The sequence below is a fragment of the Polynucleobacter sp. JS-JIR-5-A7 genome (assembly GCF_018687935.1).
Classification (GTDB): domain Bacteria; phylum Pseudomonadota; class Gammaproteobacteria; order Burkholderiales; family Burkholderiaceae; genus Polynucleobacter.
Genome location: NZ_CP061308.1, coordinates 618,974 through 642,431, shown reverse-complemented (window position 1 = coordinate 642,431; position 23,458 = coordinate 618,974). Strand labels below are relative to the sequence as shown.

20 protein-coding genes, 1 other RNA gene, 1 pseudogene and 1 riboswitch are annotated in these 23,458 nt (G+C 45.9%); of the genes and pseudogenes, 12 read left to right on the top strand and 10 right to left on the bottom strand.

Annotation, left to right across the window (positions count from 1 at the left end; genetic code table 11):
- Positions 1–25 precede the first annotated feature (25 nt).
- From argH to AOC29_RS03330, 3 genes are read left to right on the top strand one after another with little or no spacing between them, the layout of a single operon-like run.
- Entirely contained in the window at positions 26–1,444 is a 1,419-nt protein-coding gene (gene argH / locus AOC29_RS03340; RefSeq protein ID WP_215296626.1) for an argininosuccinate lyase, read from the top strand.
- Between the two features lie 5 nt (positions 1,445–1,449).
- The gene (locus AOC29_RS03335) at positions 1,450–2,001 is read left to right on the top strand and encodes a TRAP transporter small permease subunit (protein WP_215296625.1); all 552 of its coding nucleotides are present in this window, start codon (positions 1,450–1,452) and stop codon (positions 1,999–2,001) included.
- The gene (locus AOC29_RS03330) at positions 1,998–3,527 is read left to right on the top strand and encodes a TRAP transporter large permease subunit (RefSeq protein WP_215296624.1); all 1,530 of its coding nucleotides are present in this window, start codon (positions 1,998–2,000) and stop codon (positions 3,525–3,527) included. The genes AOC29_RS03335 and AOC29_RS03330 overlap by 4 nt, the downstream gene beginning before the upstream one ends.
- Before the next feature lie 45 nt (positions 3,528–3,572).
- On the opposite strand, the gene AOC29_RS03325 is transcribed toward AOC29_RS03330, so the two are convergent.
- From AOC29_RS03325 to AOC29_RS03315, 3 genes are read right to left on the bottom strand one after another with little or no spacing between them, the layout of a single operon-like run.
- The gene (locus AOC29_RS03325; RefSeq protein WP_215296623.1) at positions 3,573–5,840 is read right to left on the bottom strand and encodes an arginine/lysine/ornithine decarboxylase; all 2,268 of its coding nucleotides are present in this window, start codon (positions 5,838–5,840) and stop codon (positions 3,573–3,575) included.
- Between the two features lie 44 nt (positions 5,841–5,884).
- Positions 5,885–6,451, bottom strand: a complete 567-nt coding sequence (gene dcd / locus AOC29_RS03320; protein ID WP_215296622.1) for a dCTP deaminase — start codon at positions 6,449–6,451, stop codon at positions 5,885–5,887.
- A 39-nt stretch (positions 6,452–6,490) separates the two neighbouring features.
- Positions 6,491–7,342, bottom strand: a complete 852-nt coding sequence (locus AOC29_RS03315) for a formate dehydrogenase accessory sulfurtransferase FdhD (RefSeq protein WP_215296621.1) — start codon at positions 7,340–7,342, stop codon at positions 6,491–6,493.
- A 150-nt stretch (positions 7,343–7,492) separates the two neighbouring features.
- Here AOC29_RS03315 and metG point away from each other — a divergent pair, with 150 nt between their 5' ends.
- The 4 genes from metG (at position 7,493) to panC (ending at position 11,172) form a co-directional block, all read left to right on the top strand.
- Positions 7,493–9,163, top strand: a complete 1,671-nt coding sequence (metG, locus tag AOC29_RS03310; protein WP_215296620.1) for a methionine--tRNA ligase — start codon at positions 7,493–7,495, stop codon at positions 9,161–9,163.
- 104 nt (positions 9,164–9,267) lie between these two features.
- Positions 9,268–9,456, top strand: coding sequence for a DUF3460 family protein (locus AOC29_RS03305; RefSeq protein WP_215296619.1), 189 nt, complete (start codon positions 9,268–9,270; stop codon positions 9,454–9,456).
- Entirely contained in the window at positions 9,449–10,324 is an 876-nt protein-coding gene (locus tag AOC29_RS03300) for a ScpA family protein (protein ID WP_215296618.1), read from the top strand. Before AOC29_RS03305 ends, AOC29_RS03300 begins: the two co-directional genes overlap by 8 nt.
- Positions 10,321–11,172 (top strand): pantoate--beta-alanine ligase, encoded by an 852-nt coding sequence (gene panC, locus AOC29_RS03295; protein WP_215296617.1) that lies wholly within the window; start codon positions 10,321–10,323, stop codon positions 11,170–11,172. The genes AOC29_RS03300 and panC overlap by 4 nt, the downstream gene beginning before the upstream one ends.
- Positions 11,173–11,192: 20 nt before the next feature.
- On the opposite strand, the gene AOC29_RS03290 is transcribed toward panC, so the two are convergent.
- From AOC29_RS03290 to AOC29_RS03265, 6 genes are all read right to left on the bottom strand, one after another.
- Complete coding sequence (locus AOC29_RS03290) at positions 11,193–11,405, bottom strand: hypothetical protein (protein WP_215296616.1); 213 nt, start codon at positions 11,403–11,405, stop codon at positions 11,193–11,195.
- Between the two features lie 32 nt (positions 11,406–11,437).
- The gene (locus AOC29_RS03285; protein ID WP_215296615.1) at positions 11,438–12,370 is read right to left on the bottom strand and encodes a methionyl-tRNA formyltransferase; all 933 of its coding nucleotides are present in this window, start codon (positions 12,368–12,370) and stop codon (positions 11,438–11,440) included.
- 1 nt (position 12,371) lies between these two features.
- Positions 12,372–13,619: a formyl-CoA transferase gene (gene frc, locus AOC29_RS03280; protein WP_215296614.1), complete on the bottom strand. Its 1,248-nt coding sequence runs from the start codon at positions 13,617–13,619 to the stop codon at positions 12,372–12,374.
- 239 nt (positions 13,620–13,858) lie between these two features.
- Entirely contained in the window at positions 13,859–15,109 is a 1,251-nt protein-coding gene (frc, locus tag AOC29_RS03275; RefSeq protein WP_215296613.1) for a formyl-CoA transferase, read from the bottom strand.
- 91 nt (positions 15,110–15,200) lie between these two features.
- Entirely contained in the window at positions 15,201–16,910 is a 1,710-nt protein-coding gene (gene oxc / locus AOC29_RS03270) for an oxalyl-CoA decarboxylase (protein WP_215296612.1), read from the bottom strand.
- A 213-nt stretch (positions 16,911–17,123) separates the two neighbouring features.
- The gene (locus AOC29_RS03265) at positions 17,124–17,741 is read right to left on the bottom strand and encodes a Crp/Fnr family transcriptional regulator (protein ID WP_215296611.1); all 618 of its coding nucleotides are present in this window, start codon (positions 17,739–17,741) and stop codon (positions 17,124–17,126) included.
- Between the two features lie 82 nt (positions 17,742–17,823).
- A riboswitch (cobalamin riboswitch) is annotated at positions 17,824–18,040 on the top strand.
- A gap of 140 nt (positions 18,041–18,180) precedes the next feature.
- On the opposite strand from AOC29_RS03265, the gene AOC29_RS03260 reads away from it, so the two are divergent.
- The 5 genes and pseudogenes from AOC29_RS03260 to AOC29_RS03240 all read left to right on the top strand — a co-directional run bounded on the left by AOC29_RS03260 (position 18,181) and on the right by AOC29_RS03240 (position 21,923).
- On the top strand, positions 18,181–20,187 hold the full coding sequence (locus AOC29_RS03260; protein WP_215296610.1) for a TonB-dependent receptor domain-containing protein: 2,007 nt from the start codon (positions 18,181–18,183) through the stop codon (positions 20,185–20,187).
- 121 nt (positions 20,188–20,308) lie between these two features.
- Positions 20,309–20,590: a hypothetical protein gene (locus AOC29_RS03255; RefSeq protein ID WP_215296609.1), complete on the top strand. Its 282-nt coding sequence runs from the start codon at positions 20,309–20,311 to the stop codon at positions 20,588–20,590.
- Positions 20,571–20,786, top strand: a pseudogene (locus tag AOC29_RS11405) (cell division protein ZapA); the annotation flags it as partial. The gene AOC29_RS03255 and the pseudogene AOC29_RS11405, both read left to right, overlap by 20 nt.
- Positions 20,787–20,885: 99 nt before the next feature.
- A non-coding RNA gene (gene ssrS / locus AOC29_RS03245) (6S RNA) lies at positions 20,886–21,104 on the top strand.
- Entirely contained in the window at positions 21,105–21,923 is an 819-nt protein-coding gene (locus AOC29_RS03240) for a sulfite exporter TauE/SafE family protein (RefSeq protein WP_215296608.1), read from the top strand.
- Here the strand turns inward: AOC29_RS03240 and AOC29_RS03235 are convergent, their stop codons facing one another.
- Positions 21,924–23,447: a malonyl-CoA synthase gene (locus AOC29_RS03235; protein ID WP_215296607.1), complete on the bottom strand. Its 1,524-nt coding sequence runs from the start codon at positions 23,445–23,447 to the stop codon at positions 21,924–21,926.
- Between the last annotated feature and the right edge of the window lie 11 nt (positions 23,448–23,458).

Here is a 23,458-nt window from a genome sequence, read left to right as displayed (position 1 = left end):
AGACCTACACCAATATACTGTGTTTATGAGCTCATCCAAAAATTCCCTAGCCAACAAAGCCCAAGCTTGGTCGGCCCGTTTTGCTGAACCGGTTGACGAACTTGTTCAACGTTATACAGCCTCTATTGGCTTTGATCAACGCTTTGCGATGGTCGATATCGCAGGTTCCTTGGCTCACGCCCAAATGCTAGCAGCCCAAAAGATCATCAGCGCCCAGGATTTAGCTGACATTCAAAAAGGGATGGCTCAGATTAAAAGTGAGATTGAGGCCGGTGAATTTCACTGGCAATTGGCCCTAGAAGATGTCCACCTTAATATTGAAGCCCGCCTAACGGAGCTTGTCGGTGATGCAGGTAAGCGCCTGCATACCGGTCGCTCGCGGAACGATCAAGTAGCTACTGATTTGCGCTTGTGGTTGCGTGGCAGTGTAGATGAGATTGCTGCCACTTTAAAAACCTTGCGTACCGCCCTATTGGATCTTGCAGAAAAGCATGCTGGCACCATCATGCCGGGTCATACTCATCTTCAAGTAGCCCAGCCCATTACCTTTGGTCATCACTTGATGGCTTATTACGAAATGTTTAGTCGTGATGCAAGTCGCCTGGCAGATTTACGCGCTCGCTTTAACCGCTTACCTCTCGGTGCCGCTGCATTAGCTGGCACTACCTATCCGATTGATCGCGAGCAAGTTGCCAAGACTCTCGGTTTTGACGGTATCTGCAATAACTCTTTAGATGCGGTGTCAGATCGTGACTTTGCGATTGAGTTCTGTGCTTTTGCATCTATTTTAATGATGCATGTTTCTCGCCTATCAGAGGAGCTTGTGCTTTGGCTGAGCCCACGCTTTGGCTTTATCGATTTACCAGATCGCTTCTGCACAGGAAGCTCAATCATGCCGCAAAAGAAAAACCCTGATGTTCCAGAATTAGCACGGGGTAAAACGGGTCGCGTCTATGGTGACTTGATTTCTTTATTGACGCTAATGAAGAGTCAGCCTTTGGCATATAACAAAGACAATCAGGAAGACAAAGAGCCTTTATTTGATGCAGTTGACACTGTGCAAGATACCTTACGCATCTTTGCTGATATGGTTCCCCATATTGAAGTCAAGGCTGATGTGATGAAAGCTGCTGCTGAAGAAGGTTTTGCAACTGCTACCGACTTAGCTGACTACTTGGTGAAGAAAGGCTTAGCCTTCCGCGATGCCCATGAAGCTGTTGCACACGCCGTGAAAGCTTGCGTTGGCAGAAACTGCATGCTGACTGATCTGAGCTTGTCTGAACTGCGCTTTGCTTGTGGCTTAGATAATCGCCCAGAGCTCATTGGCGATGATGTCTTTGCATTGCTCACTGTTGATGGCTCTGTGCAATCTCGCCAGCATGCTGGTGGTACGGCACCCACACAAGTACTCGCTGCCATTAAGCGAGGCCGTGCAGATCTCTAGATCACATGGGGTTTTGGTCCAAACTCTCTTCGGGTATTGATCGCGTTAATCAATTGCTAGGCAAGGCCGCTAGCATCATGATTCTATTGTCTTGTGTAGTCTCCGCGGCAAACGCATTACTCCGCTATGGTCTTGATATCAGCAATAACTGGCCACTCGAATTACAGTGGTACTTGTTTGCTGCTGCAGTCATGTTGGGTACTTCATACACCTTGAAGCGTAATGAGCATGTCCGGGTTGATCTGATTTACTCCCAACTCTCAGATCGGGGTCGACTCTGGGTAGATCTTTTTGGTTTGACGTTTTTTTTAATGCCTGCCTGCCTGCTATTTACTTGGCTCTCGTGGACTACCCTCTTCTATCCATCCTGGTTAGTGATGGAACATTCGATGAACTCCGGTGGTCTTGCGCGTTACCCCATTAAATTGATTGTGCCCTTTGGTTTTTTTATGTTGAGCCTGCAAGGCTTATCTGAAATGATCAAACGCATCGGTGCACTCAGGGGGAAGATGATCTTGCCAGTTGAAGATCTCCATTACGACAAGCCCATGCAATGATCTCCCTAGAATGGATGCCTCCCTTGATGTTTGGCGGTCTAGTCATCTTTATGTTGATTGGCTTTCCGGTGGCATTCTCATTAATGGCGGCTGGTTTATTCTTCTCCCTCATCGCCATGAGCGAAGGCTTTTTTGGTATGGCTTTTTTACAAGCTATTCCTCAGCGTATCTTCGGCAGTGTTCTAGCCAATGATCTTCTTCTAGCAATCCCCTTCTTTACCTTTATGGGTGCGATCCTTGAACGCTGTGGCCTCGCCGAAGAAATGCTGGACTCGATGGGGCAGCTCTTTGGCAGAGTACGTGGAGGCCTAGGATATTCCGTGATCATTGTCGGCTTTATTTTGGGAGCAATTACGGGCACTGTAGCGGCTCAGGTGATCGCTATGGCGATGATCTCTTTGCCAGTGATGATGCGTTACGGATACAACATGCGCTACGCTACGGGTGTTTTAGCGGCTTCTGGAACGATTACCCAACTTGTTCCCCCGTCGCTAGTTCTGATTGTTTTAGCCGATCAACTCAAAACCCAAAGCGGTAGTGCAGATGTGGGCAGTATGTATCTAGGTGCATGGGGGCCTTCGCTTTTACAAATTGCCTTATTTGCTCTTTACACTTTTTTCTTGGCACGCATTCGTCCAGGTGATTTGCCACCCGCCCCTGAGGGTGAGTTGACGCTTAAGGGCTGGTCTCTCTGGAAAAAATGCCTCTTGGGCATCATTCCTTCAGCAGTACTCATCTTCTTGGTGCTTGGCACCATCATGACTGGGATTGCTACTCCTACAGAATCAGGCGCTATGGGTGCGATGGGTGCATTGTTACTCGCCTGGATACGACGCGCAAATATTCCCAATCTCAAAGGGCTCATTCAAGAGGCCTATCAAAACACCATGCGGATTACAGCGATGGTGGTCTTCATTTTGATTGGCTCGACTTGTTTCTCAGTAGTCTTTCAAGGGGTCGATGGGGGTCGCTGGGTTGAGGAACTTTTTTCAAGTCTGCCCGGTGGCTGGATTGGCTTTCTGATTGTTGTAAACCTTTTTGTGTTTTTCTTAGCGTTCTTCCTAGACTTCTTCGAAATCGCCTTTATTGTGGTGCCCTTGCTTGCCCCGGTAGCAGTCAAGTTGCTCTCACCCGTATTGCTCGACTCAATGAATGGGAATCCACAAGCCGCAGCAAGTGCAGCTCTAGTTTGGTTTGGTGTGATGCTGTGCGTGAATATGCAAACTTCTTTTATGCACCCTCCTTTTGGCTTTGCGCTCTTCTATCTCAGAGGTGTAGCACCAAAAGAGGTAAAAAGTAGTGATATTTATTGGGGTGCATTGCCATGGGTGGGACTGCAACTCATGATGGTTGTCGTAGTGATGGCTTTCCCAGCGCTAGTCACTACTCTCTTAGATAAACCTGCCGCAATCGTACAAAGTCAGGATTTCAATTTCACTGGCGAAGAAAATAAATCAGATAACTCGACGAGCAAAGTCGATGAAGATGCGCCAGTAAGCTTCCAGCTAGATAAGTCAGTTAAATAAGAAGATCTCACAGAAGCAGGGCATGGCCCTTATCCTCAAGCAGACTTAAAGCGTGATATCGCGCTCTTGCCTGACGCAATCCACGTAGTATTCACTGCGTCCATCTAGATCAGCTTTCACTAAGCCATGGATATCAGTCTCAAAGCCTGGGAACTTTTCATTAAAGTCACGCGCAAAGTAGAGATAGTCCACGATTCGTTTGTTAAAGCGCTCACCTGGAATCAAGAGGGGAATGCCTGGCGGATATGGAGTAACTAACATCGCTGTGACACGACCATCTAATTTATCCAGTGGTACACGATCCACTTCTTTATGCGCCATCTTGGCCCAAGCTTCTGAAGGCATCATCGCTGGCTCCATATCAGAGGTATACATCTCTGTCGTCATACGCGCTACATTGCGACTCTTATAGAACTCATGAATCTGTTGGCAGATATCTTTTAGACCAACGCGCTCATAGCGTGGGTGTTTTGCTACAAACTCAGGCAAGACTTTCCAGAGAGGTGCATTTTTATCAAAATGATCTTTGAACTGCTGCAATTCGGTTACAAGCGTATTCCAACGCCCTTTAGTGATGCCGATGGTAAACATAATGAAGAAGGAGTAAAGGCCACACTTCTCCACGATCACACCATGCTCTGCAAGATATTTAGTCACGATGCTCGCTGGAATGCCCATAGAACCAAAGTTACCTTCGATATCCAAGCCAGGGGTCACAACAGTAGCCTTAATGGGATCAAGCATATTGAAGCCTTTAGCGAGTTTGCCAAAGTCATGCCAGCTTGCATTGGGCTCCAATACCCAGTCAGAGCGCTCGCCAATACCCTCTTCCGCCAAATGATCTGGGCCCCAAACCTTAAACCACCAATCAGCGCCAAATTTATCATCCACTTCACGCATCGCGCGACGGAAGTCCATGGCTTCTGCAATCGATTCCTCAACCAAGGTAGTGCCACCTGGAGATTCCATCATGGCAGCAGATACGTCACAAGACGCAATAATCGCATACTGTGGACTAGTGGAGGTGTGCATCAAGTAGGCTTCGTTGAAGCAATCACGGTCTAACTTCGTATCTTCTGCATCTTGGACCAAGACTTGCGAGGCCTGTGAGAGACCAGCCAATAACTTATGGGTTGATTGGGTGGCAAACATCAAACTCTTCTTGGTGCGCTTTCGATCAGAGCCAATCGCATGCATATCCTTATAGAAGGGATGGAAGGCAGCATGCGGCAACCAAGCTTCATCAAAGTGCAGTGAATCGACTTTACCGTCAAGCATCTCTTTGATCATCTCGACGTTATAGACAATGCCATCATAGGTGCTCTGAGTAAGCGTCATCACACGAGGGACAACATTCTTATTCTTAATGAATGGATTGGCATCAATTTTTTTCTTGATATTGGTCCACTCAAATTCTTCTTTTGGAATCGGTCCAATAATGCCTAAATGATTGCGCGTTGGCATTAAGAAAATTGGGATTGCACCCATCATCGTGATGGAGTGAATCACAGACTTATGGCAGTTACGGTCTACTAAGACGACATCGCCAGGAGCTACTGTCGAATGCCAAACAATCTTGTTAGATGTAGAGGTGCCATTAGTGACAAAGAACAAATGGTCAGCATTGAAAATGCGGGCTGCATTGCGCTCACTCTGCAAGACTGGTCCGGTATGGTCTAAGAGCTGACCTAATTCTTCTACGGCATTGCAAACGTCAGCACGCAGCATGTTCTCACCAAAGAATTGATGAAACATCCGGCCTACTGGGCTCTTAAGGAAAGCTACGCCACCTGAGTGCCCTGGGCAATGCCAGGAGTAAGAGCCTTCTGAAGCGTAGTTCGTGAGCGCGCGAAAGAAAGGGGGCGCTAAAGAATCAAGATAAACCTTAGCTTCACGAATAATGTGACGCGCCACGAATTCTGGGGTGTCTTCATTCATATGAATGAAACCATGAAGCTCACGCAGAATATCGTTAGGCATATGGCGTGAGGTACGAGTCTCGCCATATAAGAAGATCGGAATATCTTCGTTACGTTTACGGACCTCAGTAATAAATGCGCGGAGATTATTGAGCGCTGGAAGATCATGGTCTTCAGAATCAGAAACAAACTCTTCATCATCGATCGAGACGATAAATGAAGAAGCGCGGGAGGCTTGCTGAGCAAATGAAGTTAGGTCACCATAACTGGTTAAGCCAATAACCTCCATGCCTTCGCTTTCGATTGCCTCAGCAAGATCGCGAATACCAGAACCCGAAATATTTTCGGAACGAAAATCCTCATCAATAATGATGATTGGGAAACGAAATTTCATGGCAACCCTTTAGGTTTACGAACTCGAATTTATGACAGAAAAATTTAAGTCTTAGGCAGGGTCACGCCCCGCTGACCTTGATACTTACCACCGCGATCTTTATAAGATGTGCCACACACTTCATCACTCTCAAAGAAGAGCACTTGTGCACAACCTTCGCCTGCATAAATTTTGGCAGGTAATGGTGTGGTATTTGAAAACTCTAAAGTGACATAACCTTCCCACTCAGGTTCAAATGGTGTGACGTTCACGATGATGCCGCAACGTGCATAGGTGCTCTTACCTACGCAAACTGTTAAGACGCTACGCGGGATCTTGAAGTACTCCACCGTTCTTGCCAAAGCAAATGAATTGGGAGGAATGATGCAAACCTCACCCTTGAAATCTACGAACGATTGCTCATCGAAATTTTTGGGATCAACAATCGTGCTGTTGATGTTAGTAAAGATCTTAAATTCGTCTGCGCAACGAATGTCATAGCCATAACTTGATGTGCCATAACTAACGATTTTGTTGCCTGCAGCGTCTTGGCGGATCTGCCCAGGTTCAAATGGGCTGATCATGCCTTGCTCGCCCATGCGGCGGATCCAGTGGTCAGATTTAATAGTCATGGGCGAATTGTAAAACCTTCACCTCACCCGCCCAGCAATTTATTGGGGTTTTTGGGTAAAAACCACCCGCTCTGGGGCGTTGTAGATCTCGAAGTGTTTACCGGAACAGCGGGATAGGATGGTCAGATTGGTTTTGCGGGCCAGCTCTAAGCCCATGAGGGTGACCCCCGACCTTGTGAGCAAGAAAGGAACGCCCATTTGAGCGCCTTTAATCACCATTTCTGAGGTGAGGCGTCCCGTTGTAAAGAAGATCAAATCTTTGCCAGGTTTATTGGCCAACCACATTAAGCCAGAAATGGAGTCGACCGCATTGTGACGACCAACATCCTCAATAAAGTGGAGGAGTTTGACGCCTCCATCTTCCGCCCTCTCAAACACGGCGCAGGCATGGACTGAACCTGATTTTTTATAGATGGAATCATGTACTCGGATGTGATCCACCAATGTAACAATTGCTTCTTGGGACAAGTTGGGTCCATCGGGCAAGCGAATCTCTGACATCTCCTCCATAAGACCGCCAAACATAGTGCCCTGGCCACAACCCGTGGTCACTACGCGCTTGCTGGTGAGAGCATCAATATCCACCGTGCTTCGGCGTGTCTTGACTGCAGCAGAGTCTGTCTCCCAATCAACTTGGATGCTTTCGATGTCATCAGGTGACTCCACTAGGCGCTGGTTTCTTAGATAACCTAAAACTAGAGCCTCAGGGGCGCTACCCAAGGTCATCAAGGTGACCACCTCGCGTTTATCTAAGTAGATAGTCAGTGGGCGCTCCCCAGGGATATGAGCAAGCTTAGCCCGCCCCGCCTCATCCATGATCTCTACCTCGTGCACCAAAGGCACGGAGGCATTAGACATCTGAATGTTCGGTTTTGCTGCTACTACTGACATTGGGCGCCTTCTAAATAGGGTACAAACGTATTTTATCGAGACTAATCGGGGTTTTACTTTAACCGCAGACTAAAATTACTGCTCAAGCCCGCATAATTGTGGATTAAGCCCTAATTTAACCTTGTTACTTCTTATTTAAGACCGCTTTACATGAGCAGCCCCCAGCGTCGCCTTCTTGTCACTTCCGCCTTACCGTATGCCAATGGTCAGATCCATATCGGCCATTTGGTGGAATATATACAGACTGATATCTGGGTTCGCTTTCAACGGATGCGTGGTCACGAGGTTCATTACGTAGGGGCCGATGATACCCACGGCACCCCGATCATGTTGCGCGCTGAAAAAGAAGGTATCACGCCAAAAGAACTCATCGCCAATGTTTGGAAAGAACATAAGCGTGATTTCGATGACTTTTTAATTTCATTCGACAACTACTACACCACTGATAGCCCTGAGAATGAAAAGTTAGCGCAAAGCATTTATCTCAAGTTACGCGATGCAGGCTTCATTGAAAAGCGCGCCATTGAGCAAGCTTACGATCCTGTGAAAGAGATGTTTTTACCAGATCGCTTTATTAAAGGTGAGTGCCCCAAGTGCGGCGCCAAAGATCAGTATGGTGACAACTGTGAAAAATGTGGTGCCACCTATTCACCAACGGATTTAAAAAATCCGTTCTCAGTAGTGAGTGGTGCAACCCCAATCAAAAAGATTTCCGATCACTACTTCTTTAAGTTATCTGATCCACGTTGCGAAGCATTCTTACGCGAGTGGACCCAAGTTAAAACTCCGCTCCAAACTGAAGCTCGCAACAAGATGAAGGAATGGGTGGGTGAGCCTGGAGATAACAAGTTGGGTGACTGGGATATCTCCAGAGACGCCCCGTATTTCGGCTTTGAAATCCCTGATGCGCCTGGCAAATACTTCTATGTCTGGTTGGATGCCCCCATTGGCTACTACGCCAGCTTCCTCAATTACTGCCAAGCTAAAGGTCTCAATTTTGATGAATGGGTGAAGCCAGACACAACGACAGAGCAATACCATTTCATCGGCAAAGATATTCTGTATTTCCACACTTTATTTTGGCCAGCTACTTTGCAATTTGCAGGCTATCGCACGCCAACCAATGTATTTGCTCACGGCTTCTTAACCGTTGATGGCGAGAAGATGAGTAAGTCACGCGGCACATTGATTTCTGCAAGCAGTGTGATCGAGTGTGGCTTCAATCCTGAGTGGTTCCGCTATTACTTTGCTACTAAATTAAATGACAGCATGGAAGATTTGGATTTAAATCTTCAAGATTTCGTTGCACGTGTGAACAGCGATTTGTTAGGCAAGTACATCAATATTGCAAGTCGCAGTGCCGGCTTCTTAGTAAAACGATTTGGTGGCATCGTTTCTGATGAAGCCATGAGCAACCCATTACTGAAAGAAATTGCTGCGGCCAGTGAAAAAATTGCTGCGCTTTATGAAGCACGCGAATATGCAAAAGCCTTACGCACAATCATGGAGCTCGCAGATAAGGTCAACGGTTTCGTGGATGAAAATAAACCATGGGAAATCGCTAAAGCTCCAGAGCGTGAAGCAGATTTACAGCGTGTTTGTAGTGTGACCCTGGAAGCCTTCCGCATGCTGAGTCTTTATCTCAAACCTGTCATTCCGCAGGTAGCTATTGGAGTAGAAGAATTTCTCTCTCTAGCTCCGCAATCCTGGAGCGATATCAATACCCCGCTTTCCAGCAAGAACCCAATCAAGACCTATAAGCACCTCATGACTCGAGTTGAAGCCCCTCAAATTGAGGCTTTGCTGGCAGCAAACTTGTAAAACGGGGGCTAAAAAGCACCTATAATGGTGGTCGTAGTCCCCAGATAACTTTTGGAATTAAATACCATAAGTTATTGAATTTATTGAGTATTTTAGGAAATACGATGGCAAGATATCAATCTGAATTCACCCAGTTCTTAAGTGAACTCAAAACTGAGAAACCACACCTCGAGGCAGATCAGCAAGCTGGACGCGCCCTCTTGTGGGACAAAGAGCCACTTTCCGTTGAAGATCAGCGTCGCGCTAAAGTCGCCAAATTAAAACAACGCGCCTACGTTTACTCGAATGACTAATGCAGGCAATGAGCCAAGTACTCAGCCAATATCCGATTTACTAGATAGCACTCCATCAGTAACCGATGGAATGTCAGAAGCATTCGCCAAGCTTTATGGCGAGCCTCTATTTAAGCTCCCTACTGATCTTTATATTCCGCCAGATGCACTTGAAGTATTTCTAGAGGCATTTGAAGGGCCACTCGACCTTTTGCTGTATTTAATTCGTAAACAGAACTTCAACGTTCTCGATATTCCGATGGCGCAGGTTACTCAACAGTACCTGAGTTATATAGACCAAATTCGTCACCATAATCTTGAACTTGCTGCTGAGTATTTGTTAATGGCGGCGATGTTGATTGAAATTAAATCCCGCATGTTGCTGCCAATGAAGAAAGCAGATAGCGAAGAAGAGGTAGATGATCCCCGCGCAGAACTAGTACGCCGCCTCTTAGAATACGAGCGCATGAAACTGGCTGCACAAGAACTAGATCAGATTCCCCAGCAAGGTCGTGACTTCCAAGTAGCCCATGGCTTTGTTGACACTACTGTTGCCATCACATGGCCAGAAGTGAATTTAGAAGATTTACAAATGGCTTGGCGTGATGTTCTACACCGCGCAAAACTTAATCAGCATCACACGATTACTCGTGAAGAACTCTCTGTTCGCGACTTCATGACTCGCATTTTACGTCGCTTACAAAATACGAAATTTGTTGAGTTTGGTGAATTATTTGAAGACGCTATCAAATCTGGCAATGGCATTCCAATAGTGATTGTGAACTTTATTGCCATGCTGGAACTCTCTCGTGAAGCCTTAATTGAAATTACCCAAGCTGAGCCATACGCGCCAATCTATGTGCGCCTCGCCTATACGCCTGTTGCATGAAAATTATTAGTGACATTCAAGAGCTGCGCGATCACCTGCGCGGACAAAATCGTGCTTCTTTCGTACCAACCATGGGTAACCTGCATGAAGGCCACCTCTCGCTTATGCGCTTAGCTAGGCAACATGGGGATCCAGTAGTTGCCAGTATCTTTGTAAATCGCTTGCAGTTTGGGCCGAATGAGGATTTCGATAGCTATCCACGCACGATGCAAGCGGATATCGAAAAGCTTGAAAAAGAAGGTGTGTACATCCTATTTGCACCGACTGAGCGTGACCTCTACCCGCAACCCCAAGAGTACCGTGTTGATCCACCTCAACAACTCGGCGACATCCTCGAAGGCGAGTTCCGTCCTGGATTTTTTAAGGGTGTTTGTACGGTCGTACTCAAACTCTTTTCCTGTGTGCAACCTAAAGTAGCCGTGTTTGGAAAAAAAGATTATCAGCAACTGATGATTATTCGGCAAATGGCAAGGCAATTTGCTTTACCAGTTGAAATTGTTGCAGGGGAGACCATTCGTGCTGATGATGGTCTTGCTCTCTCCTCTCGTAATAGCTTCCTCTCCAAAGAAGAACGTGCAGAAGCGCCTGAATTACAAAGAGTACTCAAAGAAGTTCGCGAGCAAGTACTTCAATCGAAAGAACAGAACACCCATTCACTCTCCGAAATTGAAATGAAAGCTGTTGCCACTCTTACGGGGCGCGGCTGGAAACCAGATTACATCGCCATCCGCCAACAAAGTGATTTAGCACCCGCCTCCAATGAAAGTTTGCAAGCTGGTGAGCCACTCGTGATTCTCACGGCTGCTAAGCTTGGTAAAACCCGCTTGATTGATAATCTAGAGGTTTAATCTCTAGACTTGTCCGTGATTTACTCATCCCAGGGGAATCTTTCGCGAGATAACTCTTCCATGATTTCACGCTTACTAAGACCTGCCCTTCTTGCATTAGCAGATCTCTGATAGGTCGAATGTTCATGGTCAGCAAGATTCTCACCTTGCTCTTGCTTAATCACCCCTGACTTAGAGGGAGAAATTTGAGGGCTTACCTCTGCTGCAGACTCTATTGTTGATTCTTTGGTCATAACTTGATTAAGCAAGCGCTCAAGAAAAAGATTTAAAGCGTAAAGAACTGCCCTACTTGTAAATTTAACTCTTTAGCCAACTCGGCACCAGTGACTTTCCCTGCCGCACCCTTAGCTTTGAGCACTTCAATTTGTCCGCCATGACAGGCGACGAAGAAAGAATCTAAAGTGATTTGCGTTACTTCGCCAGGTTTTCCTTTGACGGCACTAAAAGTAGCCGCGACATGCTTGTGGCAATCGTAGAGCTGTACCTTTTGCTCACCAAACTTGGTCCATGCGCCAGGGGCTGGATTGCATGCCCGAATCAAGTTATAGATTTGACTAATATGTGTCGCCCAATGAATTTGGGCAGCATTGGCATCAAACCAACCTTCGTAGTTAGCGTGCGATTCATCTTGGACCAACTCTTGATGTTTGCCTGCAACTACCAAATCAGCCGTCTCTAGCAATGCCTTCACACCAATCGGGAAAAGATGGTCAAAGTAGATCTTACCTAATGTGTCATCAGGGCCGATAGGTACCTCTTTTTGCAGAATGACTTCACCTTCATCTAAACCATCGGATGGACGGAAAATGGTTAGACCAGTTTTTTCTTCGCCCAAAGCAATTGCCCAGTTAATAGCGCTTGGTCCACGATATTTTGGTAGAAGTGAGGGGTGGTATTGAATCGTGCCGTGCTTCGGAATCTTGCAAAGTTCTTGCGGCACAAACTGTAATACATAAGCCATGACACAGATATCAGCTTGACTATCAATCATGGCTTGAGCAGCCTCGGGACCTTTGAGAGAGGCGAATTGCAGGGGGCTCAAACCTCTTGCTAAGGCAGCCTCTTTAAGTACCTCTGGTTTAGTTGACTTGGGATTGTCGGGCGGACAAAAAACGGCAACAACCTCATCGCCACGATCTAAAAAAGCCTCTAAGGCAGCTTTACCAAAATCGGCACTCCCAATTAACGCAACCCGCATCTTAGATCACCTTATCGTGGCGTAATGAAATTAATTCATCAGTGGAATAACCTAATTCACTCAGAATCTCATCGGTATGCTCGCCCAATAAAGGTGAACGTGTAACTTCAGTTGGACTGTCCGACATCTTAATTGGGTTACCAACCGTGAGGTATTTGCCACGAATAGGATGATCAACTTCAACCACAGTACCAGTAGCACGTAGTGCAGGCTCTTCAGCGATTTCTTTCATAGACAAGATTGGACCGCATGGGATGTCGTATTGATTCAATACATCCATGACTTCAAATTTGGTCATAGTCATGGTCCACTTTTCAATCTCACCAAAGATCTCCATCAAATGGGGCAAGCGTGCCATTGGCGAAGCAAATCTCACATCGGTAATCCAATCTTCGCGACCAATGACTTTACAGACCGCCTCCCAAACTGGGGCTTGCACTATAACGTACATGTAAGCATTGGGATCAGTTTCCCAACCTTTACATTTCACAATCCAGCCTGGCTGACCACCACCAGAGGCATTACCAGCGCGAGGTACAGCATCGCCAAACTCACCGTTCGGGAATTGTGGATACTCTTGCATTAAACCCACTCGCTCGAGGCGCTGTTGATCACGCAACTTCACGCGGCACAGATTCAACACCGCATCTTGCATCGCTGCCAATACTTTTTGACCACGGCCAGAGTGAGTGCGCTGATAAAGGGCAGTCACAATACCTAAAGCTAAATGCAAACCCGTTCCGCTGTCACCAATTTGTGCGCCAGTCACCATAGGAGGGCCATCATCAAAACCGGTTGTCGATGCAGAACCGCCAGCACATTGCGCCACGTTTTCATAGACCTTGCAATCTTCGTATGGACCAGGACCAAAGCCTTTTACAGAAGCCATGATCATCATTGGATTGAGCTCTTGAATACGCTCCCAAGAAAAGCCCATGCGGTCGAGTGCACCTGGGGCAAAGTTCTCAACTAATACGTCACACTCTTTAATGAGGCGTTCAAGAATTTCTTTGCCCTTTAGGGTTTTTGTATTGACAGTGATCGAACGCTTATTGTGGTTGAGCATTGTGAAATACAAGCTATCCGCATCCGGAATATCACGTAGCTGACCGCGAGTAGCATCCCCTTCGCCTGATTTTTCTACCTTGATTACATCTGCACCAAACCAAGCCAGCAGCTGAGTGCAAGTTGGGCCCGATTGAACGTGCGTAAAGTCGAGGATTTTGACCCCTTCTAGTGCTTTTGCCATGATTTAAGTCCTAATAAGAATGAAAATTTTGAATTGACTCAATTTTACCAGCGAGAAATCAGGATGAATAATAGATGCCTAATTTTTAAGCAAATAGCACGACCAAGCCTTTATTAGGGGCATATGGAGCCATGGCAGTGAGTTTTCAAGCTCAAAAGGCGCTTTAACAGATCCTGCCTAGGGAATAAAAAAGGCGCTCACGAGGAGCGCCTTCAAATGAACAGCAATTGTGATTGTTATTAAACCGCTTTAGCTGCGTGCAACTTAGCGATGTCATCCGTACTGTAACCAAGGTCAGATAACACTTCATCAGTGTGCTCACCCAACACAGGAGATGGCTTCACTTCAATTTCCAAATCAGAGAACTTGATTGGGCTGCCGATAGTCAAATATTTACCACGTACTTTGTGGTCAACTTCAACGATCGAACCGCTCTTACGCAAGTCTGGTGATGCAGCCAATTCTTTCATGGAAAGCACTGGAGCACATGGAATATCGAACTTGCGGAGGATATCCACAGCTTCGTACTTAGTCTTGTCTTTGAGCCAATCTTCAATGGTTGCAAAGATATCAAAAATCTTGTCTTGACGAGCTTCGGCAGTCATGTATGCAGGATCAGTTGCCCACTCTGGTTTGCCCAAAGCTTTAGTAATTGGCTCCCAAGCATGACCTTGAATGGTGAAGTAGATGTATGCGTTTGGATCAGTCTCCCAGCCCTTACACTTCAACACCCAACCTGGCTGACCGCCACCACCAGCGTTACCGCCACGTGGCACTACGTCAGTGAATGAGCCGTGTGGGTACTGTGGATACTCTTCCAAGTAACCCACTTTGTCTAAACGCTGTTGATCGCGCAACTTCACGCGGCATAAGTTCAATACAGCGTCTTGCATTGAGCAAGAAACTTTTTGACCACGGCCTGTTTTTTCACGTTGCATCAAAGCAGTCAAAATACCAATTGCCAAGTGCATACCAGTATTAGAGTCACCTAATGCTGCTGCAGAAACTGTAGGAGGACCATCCCAGAAACCAGTAGTAGAAGCAGCGCCACCAGCACACTGAGCAACGTTCTCATACACTTTTAAGTCTTCGTATGAATGGCCATCGCTAAAGCCTTTTACAGAAGCCATGATCATCTTTGGGTTTAATTCTTGAATACGCTTCCAAGAAAATCCCATACGATCCAAAGCACCGGGACCGAAGTTCTCAACCATCACATCAGAAGTCTTGATCATTTTTTCCAACACTTCTTTACCCTCTTGGGTCTTCGTGTCGAGCGTCAAAGAACGCTTGTTACCGTTGAGCATCGTGAAGTACAAAGCATCTGCACCTGGAATGTCACGTAATTGGCTACGCGTTACGTCACCAGAGCCTGGACGCTCTACTTTGATAACGTCTGCACCATACCAAGCCAACAGCTGAGTACATGCAGGACCCGCTTGAACGTGGGTGAAGTCAATGATGCGAATACCGTCTAATGGTTTAGTCATGTTTGTTTCTCCTTAAATGTTTCTTGTTTACTTCTAAATTTAATCTCGAAATATTAACTTTTTATTACCGTGTTGAATTCCCAATCGAAGCTTATTTCTTAGCACTTGCTGTGGATGGGTTCAAGTTCGTTAAACGTCCACTCTCAGTACCTGCAGTTTCATCAATAACAGCATTGATGAGGGCTGGTTTACCGGCAGCAATCGCTTCCGTTAACGCTGCTTCTAATTCTGCTGGGGTGGTGACGTAGTAACCAACGCCACCAAATGCTTCAATCATCTTGTCGTAACGGGCATCTTTCACGAACACAGTTGGCGCCACATCAGCTCCGCCTGTTGGGTTTACATCAGTACCACGGTAAACACCGTTGTTATTAAATACAACCGTTGTGATTGGCAGGTTGTAACGGCAAACCGTTTCCAATTCCATACCGCTAAAACCAAACGCGCTATCACCTTCAATTGCAACCGTTGGCAAACCACTAGTAACTGCAGCGCCAATCGCATAGCCCATGCCAATACCCATAATGCCCCAAGTACCAGAGTCAAAACGTTTACGAGGTTTATACATATCCACAATCGCGCGGCAATAGTCGAGTGTGTTGGCACCTTCGTTTACCAAGTTCACATCTGGATTCTTCTTGATCACATCACGAATCACTCGCAATGCGCCGTGGAAGTTCATCGGCGTAGCTTCTTTGGCCAAAGTTTCAGCCATCTTTGCCATGTTCTTATCTTTTTTCTCATTGATGGCATTGATCCACTCAGCACTTGGCTTAGGTACTGAAGCAATACCCTTCAAAAGTTCACTGACGCACGAACCAATATCACCAATTAATGGCGCAGCGATTTGTACATTGCTATCCACTTCGTTCGCCTGAATATCGATTTGAATAAATTTCTTAGGATCTTTACCCCATGTCTTGCCTTTACCGTGGGCAAGCAACCAGTTCAAGCGTGCACCAACCAACATTACTGCATCAGCTTCAGCCAACACAAATGAACGTGCTGCAGATGCTGATTGTGGATGGTTATCTGGTAACAAGCCTTTCGCCATGGACATTGGCAAATAAGGGATGCCCGATTTTTCGATTAAGTCACGAATTTCTTTGTCAGCTTGTGCATATGCAGCGCCTTTGCCCAAGAGAATCAATGGACGCTTGGCACCTTTAAGAACATCTAATGCGCGCGCAACTGCATCAGCAGCTGGGATCTGACGTGGAACTGGATCGATTACTTTGAAGATCGATTTTTTAGCTTCTTCAACCGGCATGGTTTGAGCAAGCAACTGAGCTGGCAAATCTAAATACACGCCACCTGGACGACCAGAAACTGCTGCACGAATCGCGCGAGCAAAACCGATGCCGATATCTTCAATGTGATTAATACGATAAGCAGCCTTGCAATAAGGCTTAGCAGCATTGAGCTGATCCATCTCTTCGTAATCGCCTTGTTGCAAGTCAACGATTTCACGTTCGCTTGAACCAGAAATCAGAATCATTGGGAAGCAGTTCACAGTAGCGTTAGCCAATGCTGTTAAACCGTTCAAGAAACCTGGCGCAGAAACAGTCATGCAGATACCCGGCTTTTGCGTCATGTAACCTGCAATCGCTGCAGCATTACCAGCATGTTGCTCATGACGGAAGCCAATAAAACGTAAACCTTCAGCTTGAGCCAAACGACATAAGTCAGTAATTGGAATACCAACAAGACCAAAAATCGTATCGAGGTCGTTTGCTTTCAGTGCATCGATCACGAGGTGAAAGCCATCAGTTAATTGGGTGTTTTGGTTATCTGTTGTCATAGAATTTTTATGTGAATTACGGATAGCCCCGAATGAGAGCTAATGCAATCTAGCTTGCGCTACTGTCTCCAATAAAGTTATTAATCGCACCACGGGTATTGCCCCCGCTTAGGCTGAGGTGAATATTAGGCTTGGGGCGGGGGTTCATCATTGACTTCGGTCAATTTCCCCCTAAATCCTCAATATCCGAAGAGATGTGAGGCTTCAGAAGGCTTATATAAAAAGCTCTTTATGCTTAGTTTTGAGGCGACTCAAAGTCTCCGGGGAGAGATTCAGGTAGGCGGCCAGCTCTTTTTTGGGGAGAAGCTCAAAGAGATCTTCATATTTGCGTAAAAAGCGCTCTACTCGGCCAGGGGCATCGAGCATATGCAAGGTAATGGTATGAGCCATGATCTCACTCATCAAGCGCATGACCTCAAATTCAAAACTTTCCTTCAGCGACTTATGTTCATCTAGAAACTCAGCCCACTTTTTAAGGGGCATCCGAGCCACACGAGCCTTGGTTACACAGGCAATACTGTAGGGGGCTGCGGTCTTTAGGCGCCATGCTGCATAGCTCGTTTCAATATCTTTTTCAATCGCAAAACGCAAAATCATTTCCTTAGCATCTGCACTGGAAACAATCCGCTTGAGAATGCCATCCAGAACAAAATACTGCTCCATCTGGTGATCGCCTTGATGCAAGAGTATTTCTGATTTTTTGAGATCAGAGACCTCTAAATGGCGCTCTAATTCGGCCATCACAGTTTCATTGAGGCTTTTGAGAACTGAGTTTTGCCTCAGCTGAAGCCGAATCAAGTTTTTTTCGGGGTGCTTATCTAATACGGTCATGATTCCTTCATCCTGGGTCTCATATTGTAGGCTTTTTTATCCCAATAACTAGATAAAAACCCTAACCCAGCATCTAAGTAGGCTAGAATTGAACAGTCGTGGTGCTTTGTTGCAATGCAATAGAGTTAAACGGGAAACACTAAACGTGTGCTGCCCCCGCAACGGTAAGTAAATGTCTCCGAAATAATCATTTTGGAGGTCAGGAATCTGAAATACGCCACTGTGCGCGTCAATCGCATGGGAAGGCCAGATTCTGAGATTTACTAGCCCGGATACCGGCCAAGACAGGTGGAATTTCGCGGACGGGGACCTTCGCGCGCCGATGACAGCGCTCGGTCCAACCCTGCCGCCAAATTGACGCCAATCTCCTGCACGAGAAATTCTGTTCGACCCAGCTTACGGGGAAGTGAGCTAGGCAGTTGATAACAGAAAGTCAAAAATGACACAGCAGTTCAGTAGAAAAAAAGCGGCCCTACTTTGTGGTCTGGCTATTTTTATTAGCCCTAACGCATTTTCACAAGATAATGTTTCAGTTAACGCAACGCCCTCGACATTAAATCCGATCATTGTTACAGCCACAAGAACGCCCACAAAAGCTGAAGACGTTCTAGCAGACTTTGTTTACATTGGGCCTGAAGAAATTGCGCAAGCAGCCCAAACGAGTCTGGCTGACTTATTACAACAACAAAGAGGTATTCAAATCTCAGGCTATGGTGGCAATGGTAATTTAACCAATATCAATCTTCGTGGAACGAGCAATAGCCAAAGTTTATTGCTGATAGATGGGGTGCGCGTAGATTCATCAGCTGCAGGAGGACCAATACTCAATCAAATTCCTCTGGCCTTAATTGATCACATCGAAATTGTTTTTGGCGCCCAAAGCACGCTTTATGGCGCAAATGCGATTGGTGGTGTTATTCAAGTGTTTACCAAAAATGGTGGTGGCCCCACCCAATTTACCGCTTCCTCTGGTTATGGCTCTTACGGGACCAGCATCAACAATGCTGCGATTACAGGCTCGCTTGGGGATGCCAATAAGACAAAATATTCCCTTGGATTTAGTCAGGAGCATTCCGCTGGATTTAATACTGTTGCCAGCAATAATCCATGCTCCTCTCAAAATCAAGTATGGGGGTGTCTGTTTCCAATTAGTGCAACTGGTTATACCCGCCTAGGCACTACAGCGCAACTCTCACAAGAGTGGCAACCTGGACAAGAGCTTGGCATCAAAGTTTTTGCAACATCAAATAATTATCAATACCCTAACAGCACATCTCAATCTACATACCAGCAATATATTGGCGCTGGTTATGAGCCCTTCTATGGACAACAAGTAAATCGCTTCTCAACTATCACTGGCTATAGCAAAAATAAAATAAATGAAATTTGGGAAAGCAATTTTCAGATGAGTGCTATTTCTAATTCTCAGCAAGTGCTGTGGTCTAACGTTGGCCCAAATTCTGCAAATGACAAAATAGATATGCCTGAATATGATTTTCTATGGCAAAACAATATTAAGGTTGGAGCAGACACGCTGCAGATCCTAGTTGAACGTCGAAATCAGTATGTATATTCAAGCAACTCCTATAACATAACTGGCTGCGACAGCTCCACCACCAATTGCATAGTCAATCAAAAACGCTTTACCAATTCGATCGCTGGATCATACGATCTAAAGCGTGGCAATCATTTGGCAACCTTTTCTCTGCGTAACGATAGCATCACTGGCTTCAATCCGAAGACTACTGGTGGCGCAGCTTATGGATACTTTTTTACACCTCAGTGGCGTGGCAATTTGAACTACAGCACTGGTTATCGAGTACCGACCTTCAACGATATGTACTATCCAGGACAAGCAAATCCCAACTTAGTTCCCGAGACAAGTCAGAATGCAGAAGTTGGCTTAACTTATGAAACAAAAACGAGCAGCAACAAAATTGTTGCTTACCAAAATAAGATTACTAACTATATAGAACCCAATTTAAGCAATCCCGCTAATCCGTGTACATTAAGCTCCTGCATGCCAATCAATATTGGGTCCGCAATGATCAAGGGCTTATCAGGGGGCTCAACTAATTACATCGGTAACTTGATATTAAGAGGCACAGTAGACTATTTGCATGCGGTAGATCAAAACACTGATCTTTACTTGCCAAGACGGGCAAAATTAACTTCTAACCTGGCCCTTGAATATCGCATGGGAAAAGTAAATCTAGGAACAAATGTGACCTACACTGGTCAGACATATGACACTCTCTATAATTCTTCTTTGTACACAAACAGCCCATACACTTTGCTTAGCTTATATGGAAGCTATGAAATAGATCTGCACTGGAAAGCTTTTGCAAGATGGAATAACGTAACAAACGTTCAATATCAGACTGTTTATGGATATAACAATATGGGGTCGAATATTTTTGCCGGAGTTAGCTACTCGTACCGTTAGAAATATTAAATATTAAAGAAGTAATTATTGACTTAGCGGAAAGGGTTACCCTCCTTAGCGACCAAATGGCCTAAAAATAAGGTGTTGGGCTTTTGATCTAAGTCGAGGCTACAATGCCAATATGAACGAGCCTATCTCTCATTTCACTGGCGATGCAAATCTGGGTGCCCTGAGCGCATCCATTCAGCGCCTGTCTGAGAAGATTTCACTAATTCAAGAAGCTGTGCGCAATCTCAATCAAAGTCATGTGCTGCTTGAGGGCAAAATCGAGGATGCTCAAAAACGGGTACAGCGCATTTTGAGTCGCTTGCCAGAACAAAGTGATGGTCGTCAACTAAACTTACTTGGCGAAGCAATTCCACCAACCAATCCAGAGGACGACAGTGAGCCAACAACGCATTGAAGTAACTCTTGCCGGTCAAAAGATCACTCTAGCAACCAGCACTGAACACGAACCACTGCTTCGTGCCGCCTGCGTTTTGGTCGATGAACAAATTCAACTGGCCATTAGTGGTGGTAACCGCAGCATTGAACGAGCCAGCATGATGGCCGCACTCAAGATTGCAGGTGACTTCATTACATTGCAGAAAAATCAATCACAACAAAGCTCTTCTTCAAATGTGAGCTCTCATGAAGTAGCTCGTCTTCAAGCGGAAATTCGCGGACTTGAAGAACAAGTAGACACTTTGTTGCAAACCCTTTCCCTGCCTGGTTCGCCAAGGCCAATAGTTCCTTGAACCGATGCGCAAGCATCCGGAACGATCTTTACCTTGTGGGCGTGAGCGTTTTGCAAGTTCACAGTGCCAACTCAGACTTGGTCACTCCCTGAACCTCTTAATGCACCCGAAGCAGAGTAGCCGTTCCACCTTGAACCTTTGGGTTCAGGATGACGGCCTAGCGGCCAAGGCGGGGAATTCATGTTACTAAGCGATATCCTGATGCTGATACTGTGTGGCAGTATCTCTGGATTTTTAGCAGGACTTCTCGGAATTGGTGGCGGCATGATTTTGGTGCCGTTCATGATCTTAGTTTTTAATCACCTAGGCTTTAACCAAGAAGTGATTGTGCACATGGCCATCGCCACTGGCATGGCGACCATTCTATTTACCACCACATCAGCTATTTGGGCGCATCACAAACACGGTTCGATTGACTGGAAACTTGTTGCCGCCTTGAGCCCAGGTTTAGTGATTGGCAGTTTGATTGGCGGCAGTGAAATCTTTGAAGCACTCAACACCTCTTGGTTATCACTCTTCTTTGCCATCTTTATTGTGTATAGCTCTATTCAGATGATTCTGAATAAAAAACCAAGCGCAGGACGAGAGTTGCCAGGCAGTCTAGGTTTATTTTCTTTTGGGGCATTTGCGGGTAGCTTAGCCAGCTTAGTTGGTGCAGGAGGTGCATTTATCACCGTGCCATTTATGCTGTGGTGCAATGTTAAACCCCACACCGCTATGGCCACCTCTTCTGGCTTAGGATTTCCAATCGCTGCAGCCGCCACTATTGGCTATATGTATGGCAGCTGGGATCACCCTAACCTGCCCTCAGGATCTCTGGGTTTTGTATATGTCCCAGCAGTGGCCTGTATTGTGGCGATCAGTATTTTCACTGCTCCACTTGGAGCAAAGATGGCGCGTAAGTTGAATGTTGCTCAACTCAAACGCATCTTTGGTGTGATGCTATTAATGCTTGCAGTCTTCATGTTTAATGAAAGCCGCAAGGCATTTGGCTTTTAATTATGCAGTGTATTGCTGACGCAGAATATTCTTTTGCACTTTACCCATAGCGTTACGTGGCAAGTCAGAAACAATTTCTAAACGCTTTGGTATCTTGAAATTAGCAATTTGGGTTTTCAAGGTGGCAATCATCGCTTCAGCATTTAACTTAGCTCCAGGCTTGGCTACCACCACAGCCATGACAGCTTCACCAAAGTCAGGATGCGGAATACCAATCACTGCGCTCTCATCAACGCCATCCATATCATCTATAAAACTTTCGATCTCTTTTGGATAAACGTTATAGCCACCGGAAATAATCAAATCTTTGCTGCGGCCAACAATACATAAGTAATCCTTAGGTGCTTTACCGCCATTGGCATCACCACCCCAACGACCAACGTCACCAGTTTTGAACCAGCCATCCTTAGTAAATTCTTCGGCAGTTTTCTCAGGCATGCGCCAGTAACCCTTAAATACATTCGGACCTTTAACTTGAATGCTACCGATCTCATCAACACCACAAGATTTATTGTCTTCATTTACCACACGTACTTTAACGCCAGGCAATGGCAAACCAACAGAACCCCCTACGCGGGCACCTTTATATGGATTGGAAACCAACATCACGGTCTCACTCATGCCATAGCGCTCCAAGATAGGCTGGCCAATGACATCCTTGAAGGTATTAAATGTCTCCGTAAGCAATGGGGCGGAACCAGAAATAAATAAGCGCATATTGCGCGCCACTTTCTTGGTGAAGCCTTTATCAGCAAGCAAGCGTACATAGAAAGTCGGTACGCCCATCATCACAGTCGATTGAGGCATATGATGAATGAGCTGTGTAACATCCAAACGCGGCAACCAAATCATCTTGCTGCCATTAATTAATGCGCCATGAGCTGCTACAAACAAACCGTGCACATGGAAGATGGGTAATGCGTGCAAGAGTACGTCGCCTTTTACCCAACCCCAAAACTTTTGCAAGACCTGTGCATTGCTATATAAATTCTGATGGGTTAGCATCGCGCCCTTACTACGACCAGTAGTACCGGAGGTATACAAGATTGCAGCCAAATCATCATCTTTCGTGGCAACCGTCTTGAAGGTGTCGCTTAAGCTACCAGCACGCTCCAACAATGTTCCAGAACGATCTTCATTTAAAGTAAATACTTGTTTGGTTCCAGCCTTAAAAGCAACCTGAGATACCCAAGAGAAATTTTTTCCGCTGCAAACCACTACTGCAGGCTCAGCATTCTCAATGAAGTACTGCATCTCAGCAGCTTGATAAGCTGTATTCAGAGGCAAATACACATAACCGGCACGAATCGTAGCCAAATATAGAAAAAGTGCTTCAGGAGATTTTTCAACCTGAACTGCTATGCGCGAACCGGCTGGTAACTGCAAACTCTTCAGCAGATTAGCCATCTTCGCAGTAGCGCGCTCTAGGTCTCCCCAAGAGTAGTAAAGGCCATCATGCGTTTCGATAGCGCAGGCTTTTTTATCTTTTGGAAAACCTTTTTCCAATACTGAATACAAATTCATTAGAACCTCTG

Coding starts and splice junctions, on each gene's coding strand:
- AOC29_RS03325 (WP_215296623.1), bottom strand. CDS start 5,840: ATGAAATTTCGTTTCCCAATCATCATTATTGATGAGGATTTTCGTTCC.
- AOC29_RS03265 (WP_215296611.1), bottom strand. CDS start 17,741: ATGACCGTATTAGATAAGCACCCCGAAAAAAACTTGATTCGGCTTCAG.
- AOC29_RS03235 (WP_215296607.1), bottom strand. CDS start 23,447: ATGAATTTGTATTCAGTATTGGAAAAAGGTTTTCCAAAAGATAAAAAA.
- frc (WP_215296614.1), bottom strand. CDS start 13,619: ATGGCAAAAGCACTAGAAGGGGTCAAAATCCTCGACTTTACGCACGTT.
- AOC29_RS03300 (WP_215296618.1), top strand. CDS start 9,449: ATGACTAATGCAGGCAATGAGCCAAGTACTCAGCCAATATCCGATTTA.
- AOC29_RS03255 (WP_215296609.1), top strand. CDS start 20,309: ATGAACGAGCCTATCTCTCATTTCACTGGCGATGCAAATCTGGGTGCC.
- oxc (WP_215296612.1), bottom strand. CDS start 16,910: ATGACAACAGATAACCAAAACACCCAATTAACTGATGGCTTTCACCTC.
- metG (WP_215296620.1), top strand. CDS start 7,493: ATGAGCAGCCCCCAGCGTCGCCTTCTTGTCACTTCCGCCTTACCGTAT.
- dcd (WP_215296622.1), bottom strand. CDS start 6,451: ATGACTATTAAATCTGACCACTGGATCCGCCGCATGGGCGAGCAAGGC.
- argH (WP_215296626.1), top strand. CDS start 26: ATGAGCTCATCCAAAAATTCCCTAGCCAACAAAGCCCAAGCTTGGTCG.
- AOC29_RS03285 (WP_215296615.1), bottom strand. CDS start 12,370: ATGCGGGTTGCGTTAATTGGGAGTGCCGATTTTGGTAAAGCTGCCTTA.
- AOC29_RS03240 (WP_215296608.1), top strand. CDS start 21,105: ATGTTACTAAGCGATATCCTGATGCTGATACTGTGTGGCAGTATCTCT.
- panC (WP_215296617.1), top strand. CDS start 10,321: ATGAAAATTATTAGTGACATTCAAGAGCTGCGCGATCACCTGCGCGGA.
- frc (WP_215296613.1), bottom strand. CDS start 15,109: ATGACTAAACCATTAGACGGTATTCGCATCATTGACTTCACCCACGTT.
- AOC29_RS03330 (WP_215296624.1), top strand. CDS start 1,998: ATGATCTCCCTAGAATGGATGCCTCCCTTGATGTTTGGCGGTCTAGTC.
- AOC29_RS03305 (WP_215296619.1), top strand. CDS start 9,268: ATGGCAAGATATCAATCTGAATTCACCCAGTTCTTAAGTGAACTCAAA.
- AOC29_RS03315 (WP_215296621.1), bottom strand. CDS start 7,342: ATGTCAGTAGTAGCAGCAAAACCGAACATTCAGATGTCTAATGCCTCC.
- AOC29_RS03290 (WP_215296616.1), bottom strand. CDS start 11,405: ATGACCAAAGAATCAACAATAGAGTCTGCAGCAGAGGTAAGCCCTCAA.
- AOC29_RS03335 (WP_215296625.1), top strand. CDS start 1,450: ATGGGGTTTTGGTCCAAACTCTCTTCGGGTATTGATCGCGTTAATCAA.
- AOC29_RS03260 (WP_215296610.1), top strand. CDS start 18,181: ATGACACAGCAGTTCAGTAGAAAAAAAGCGGCCCTACTTTGTGGTCTG.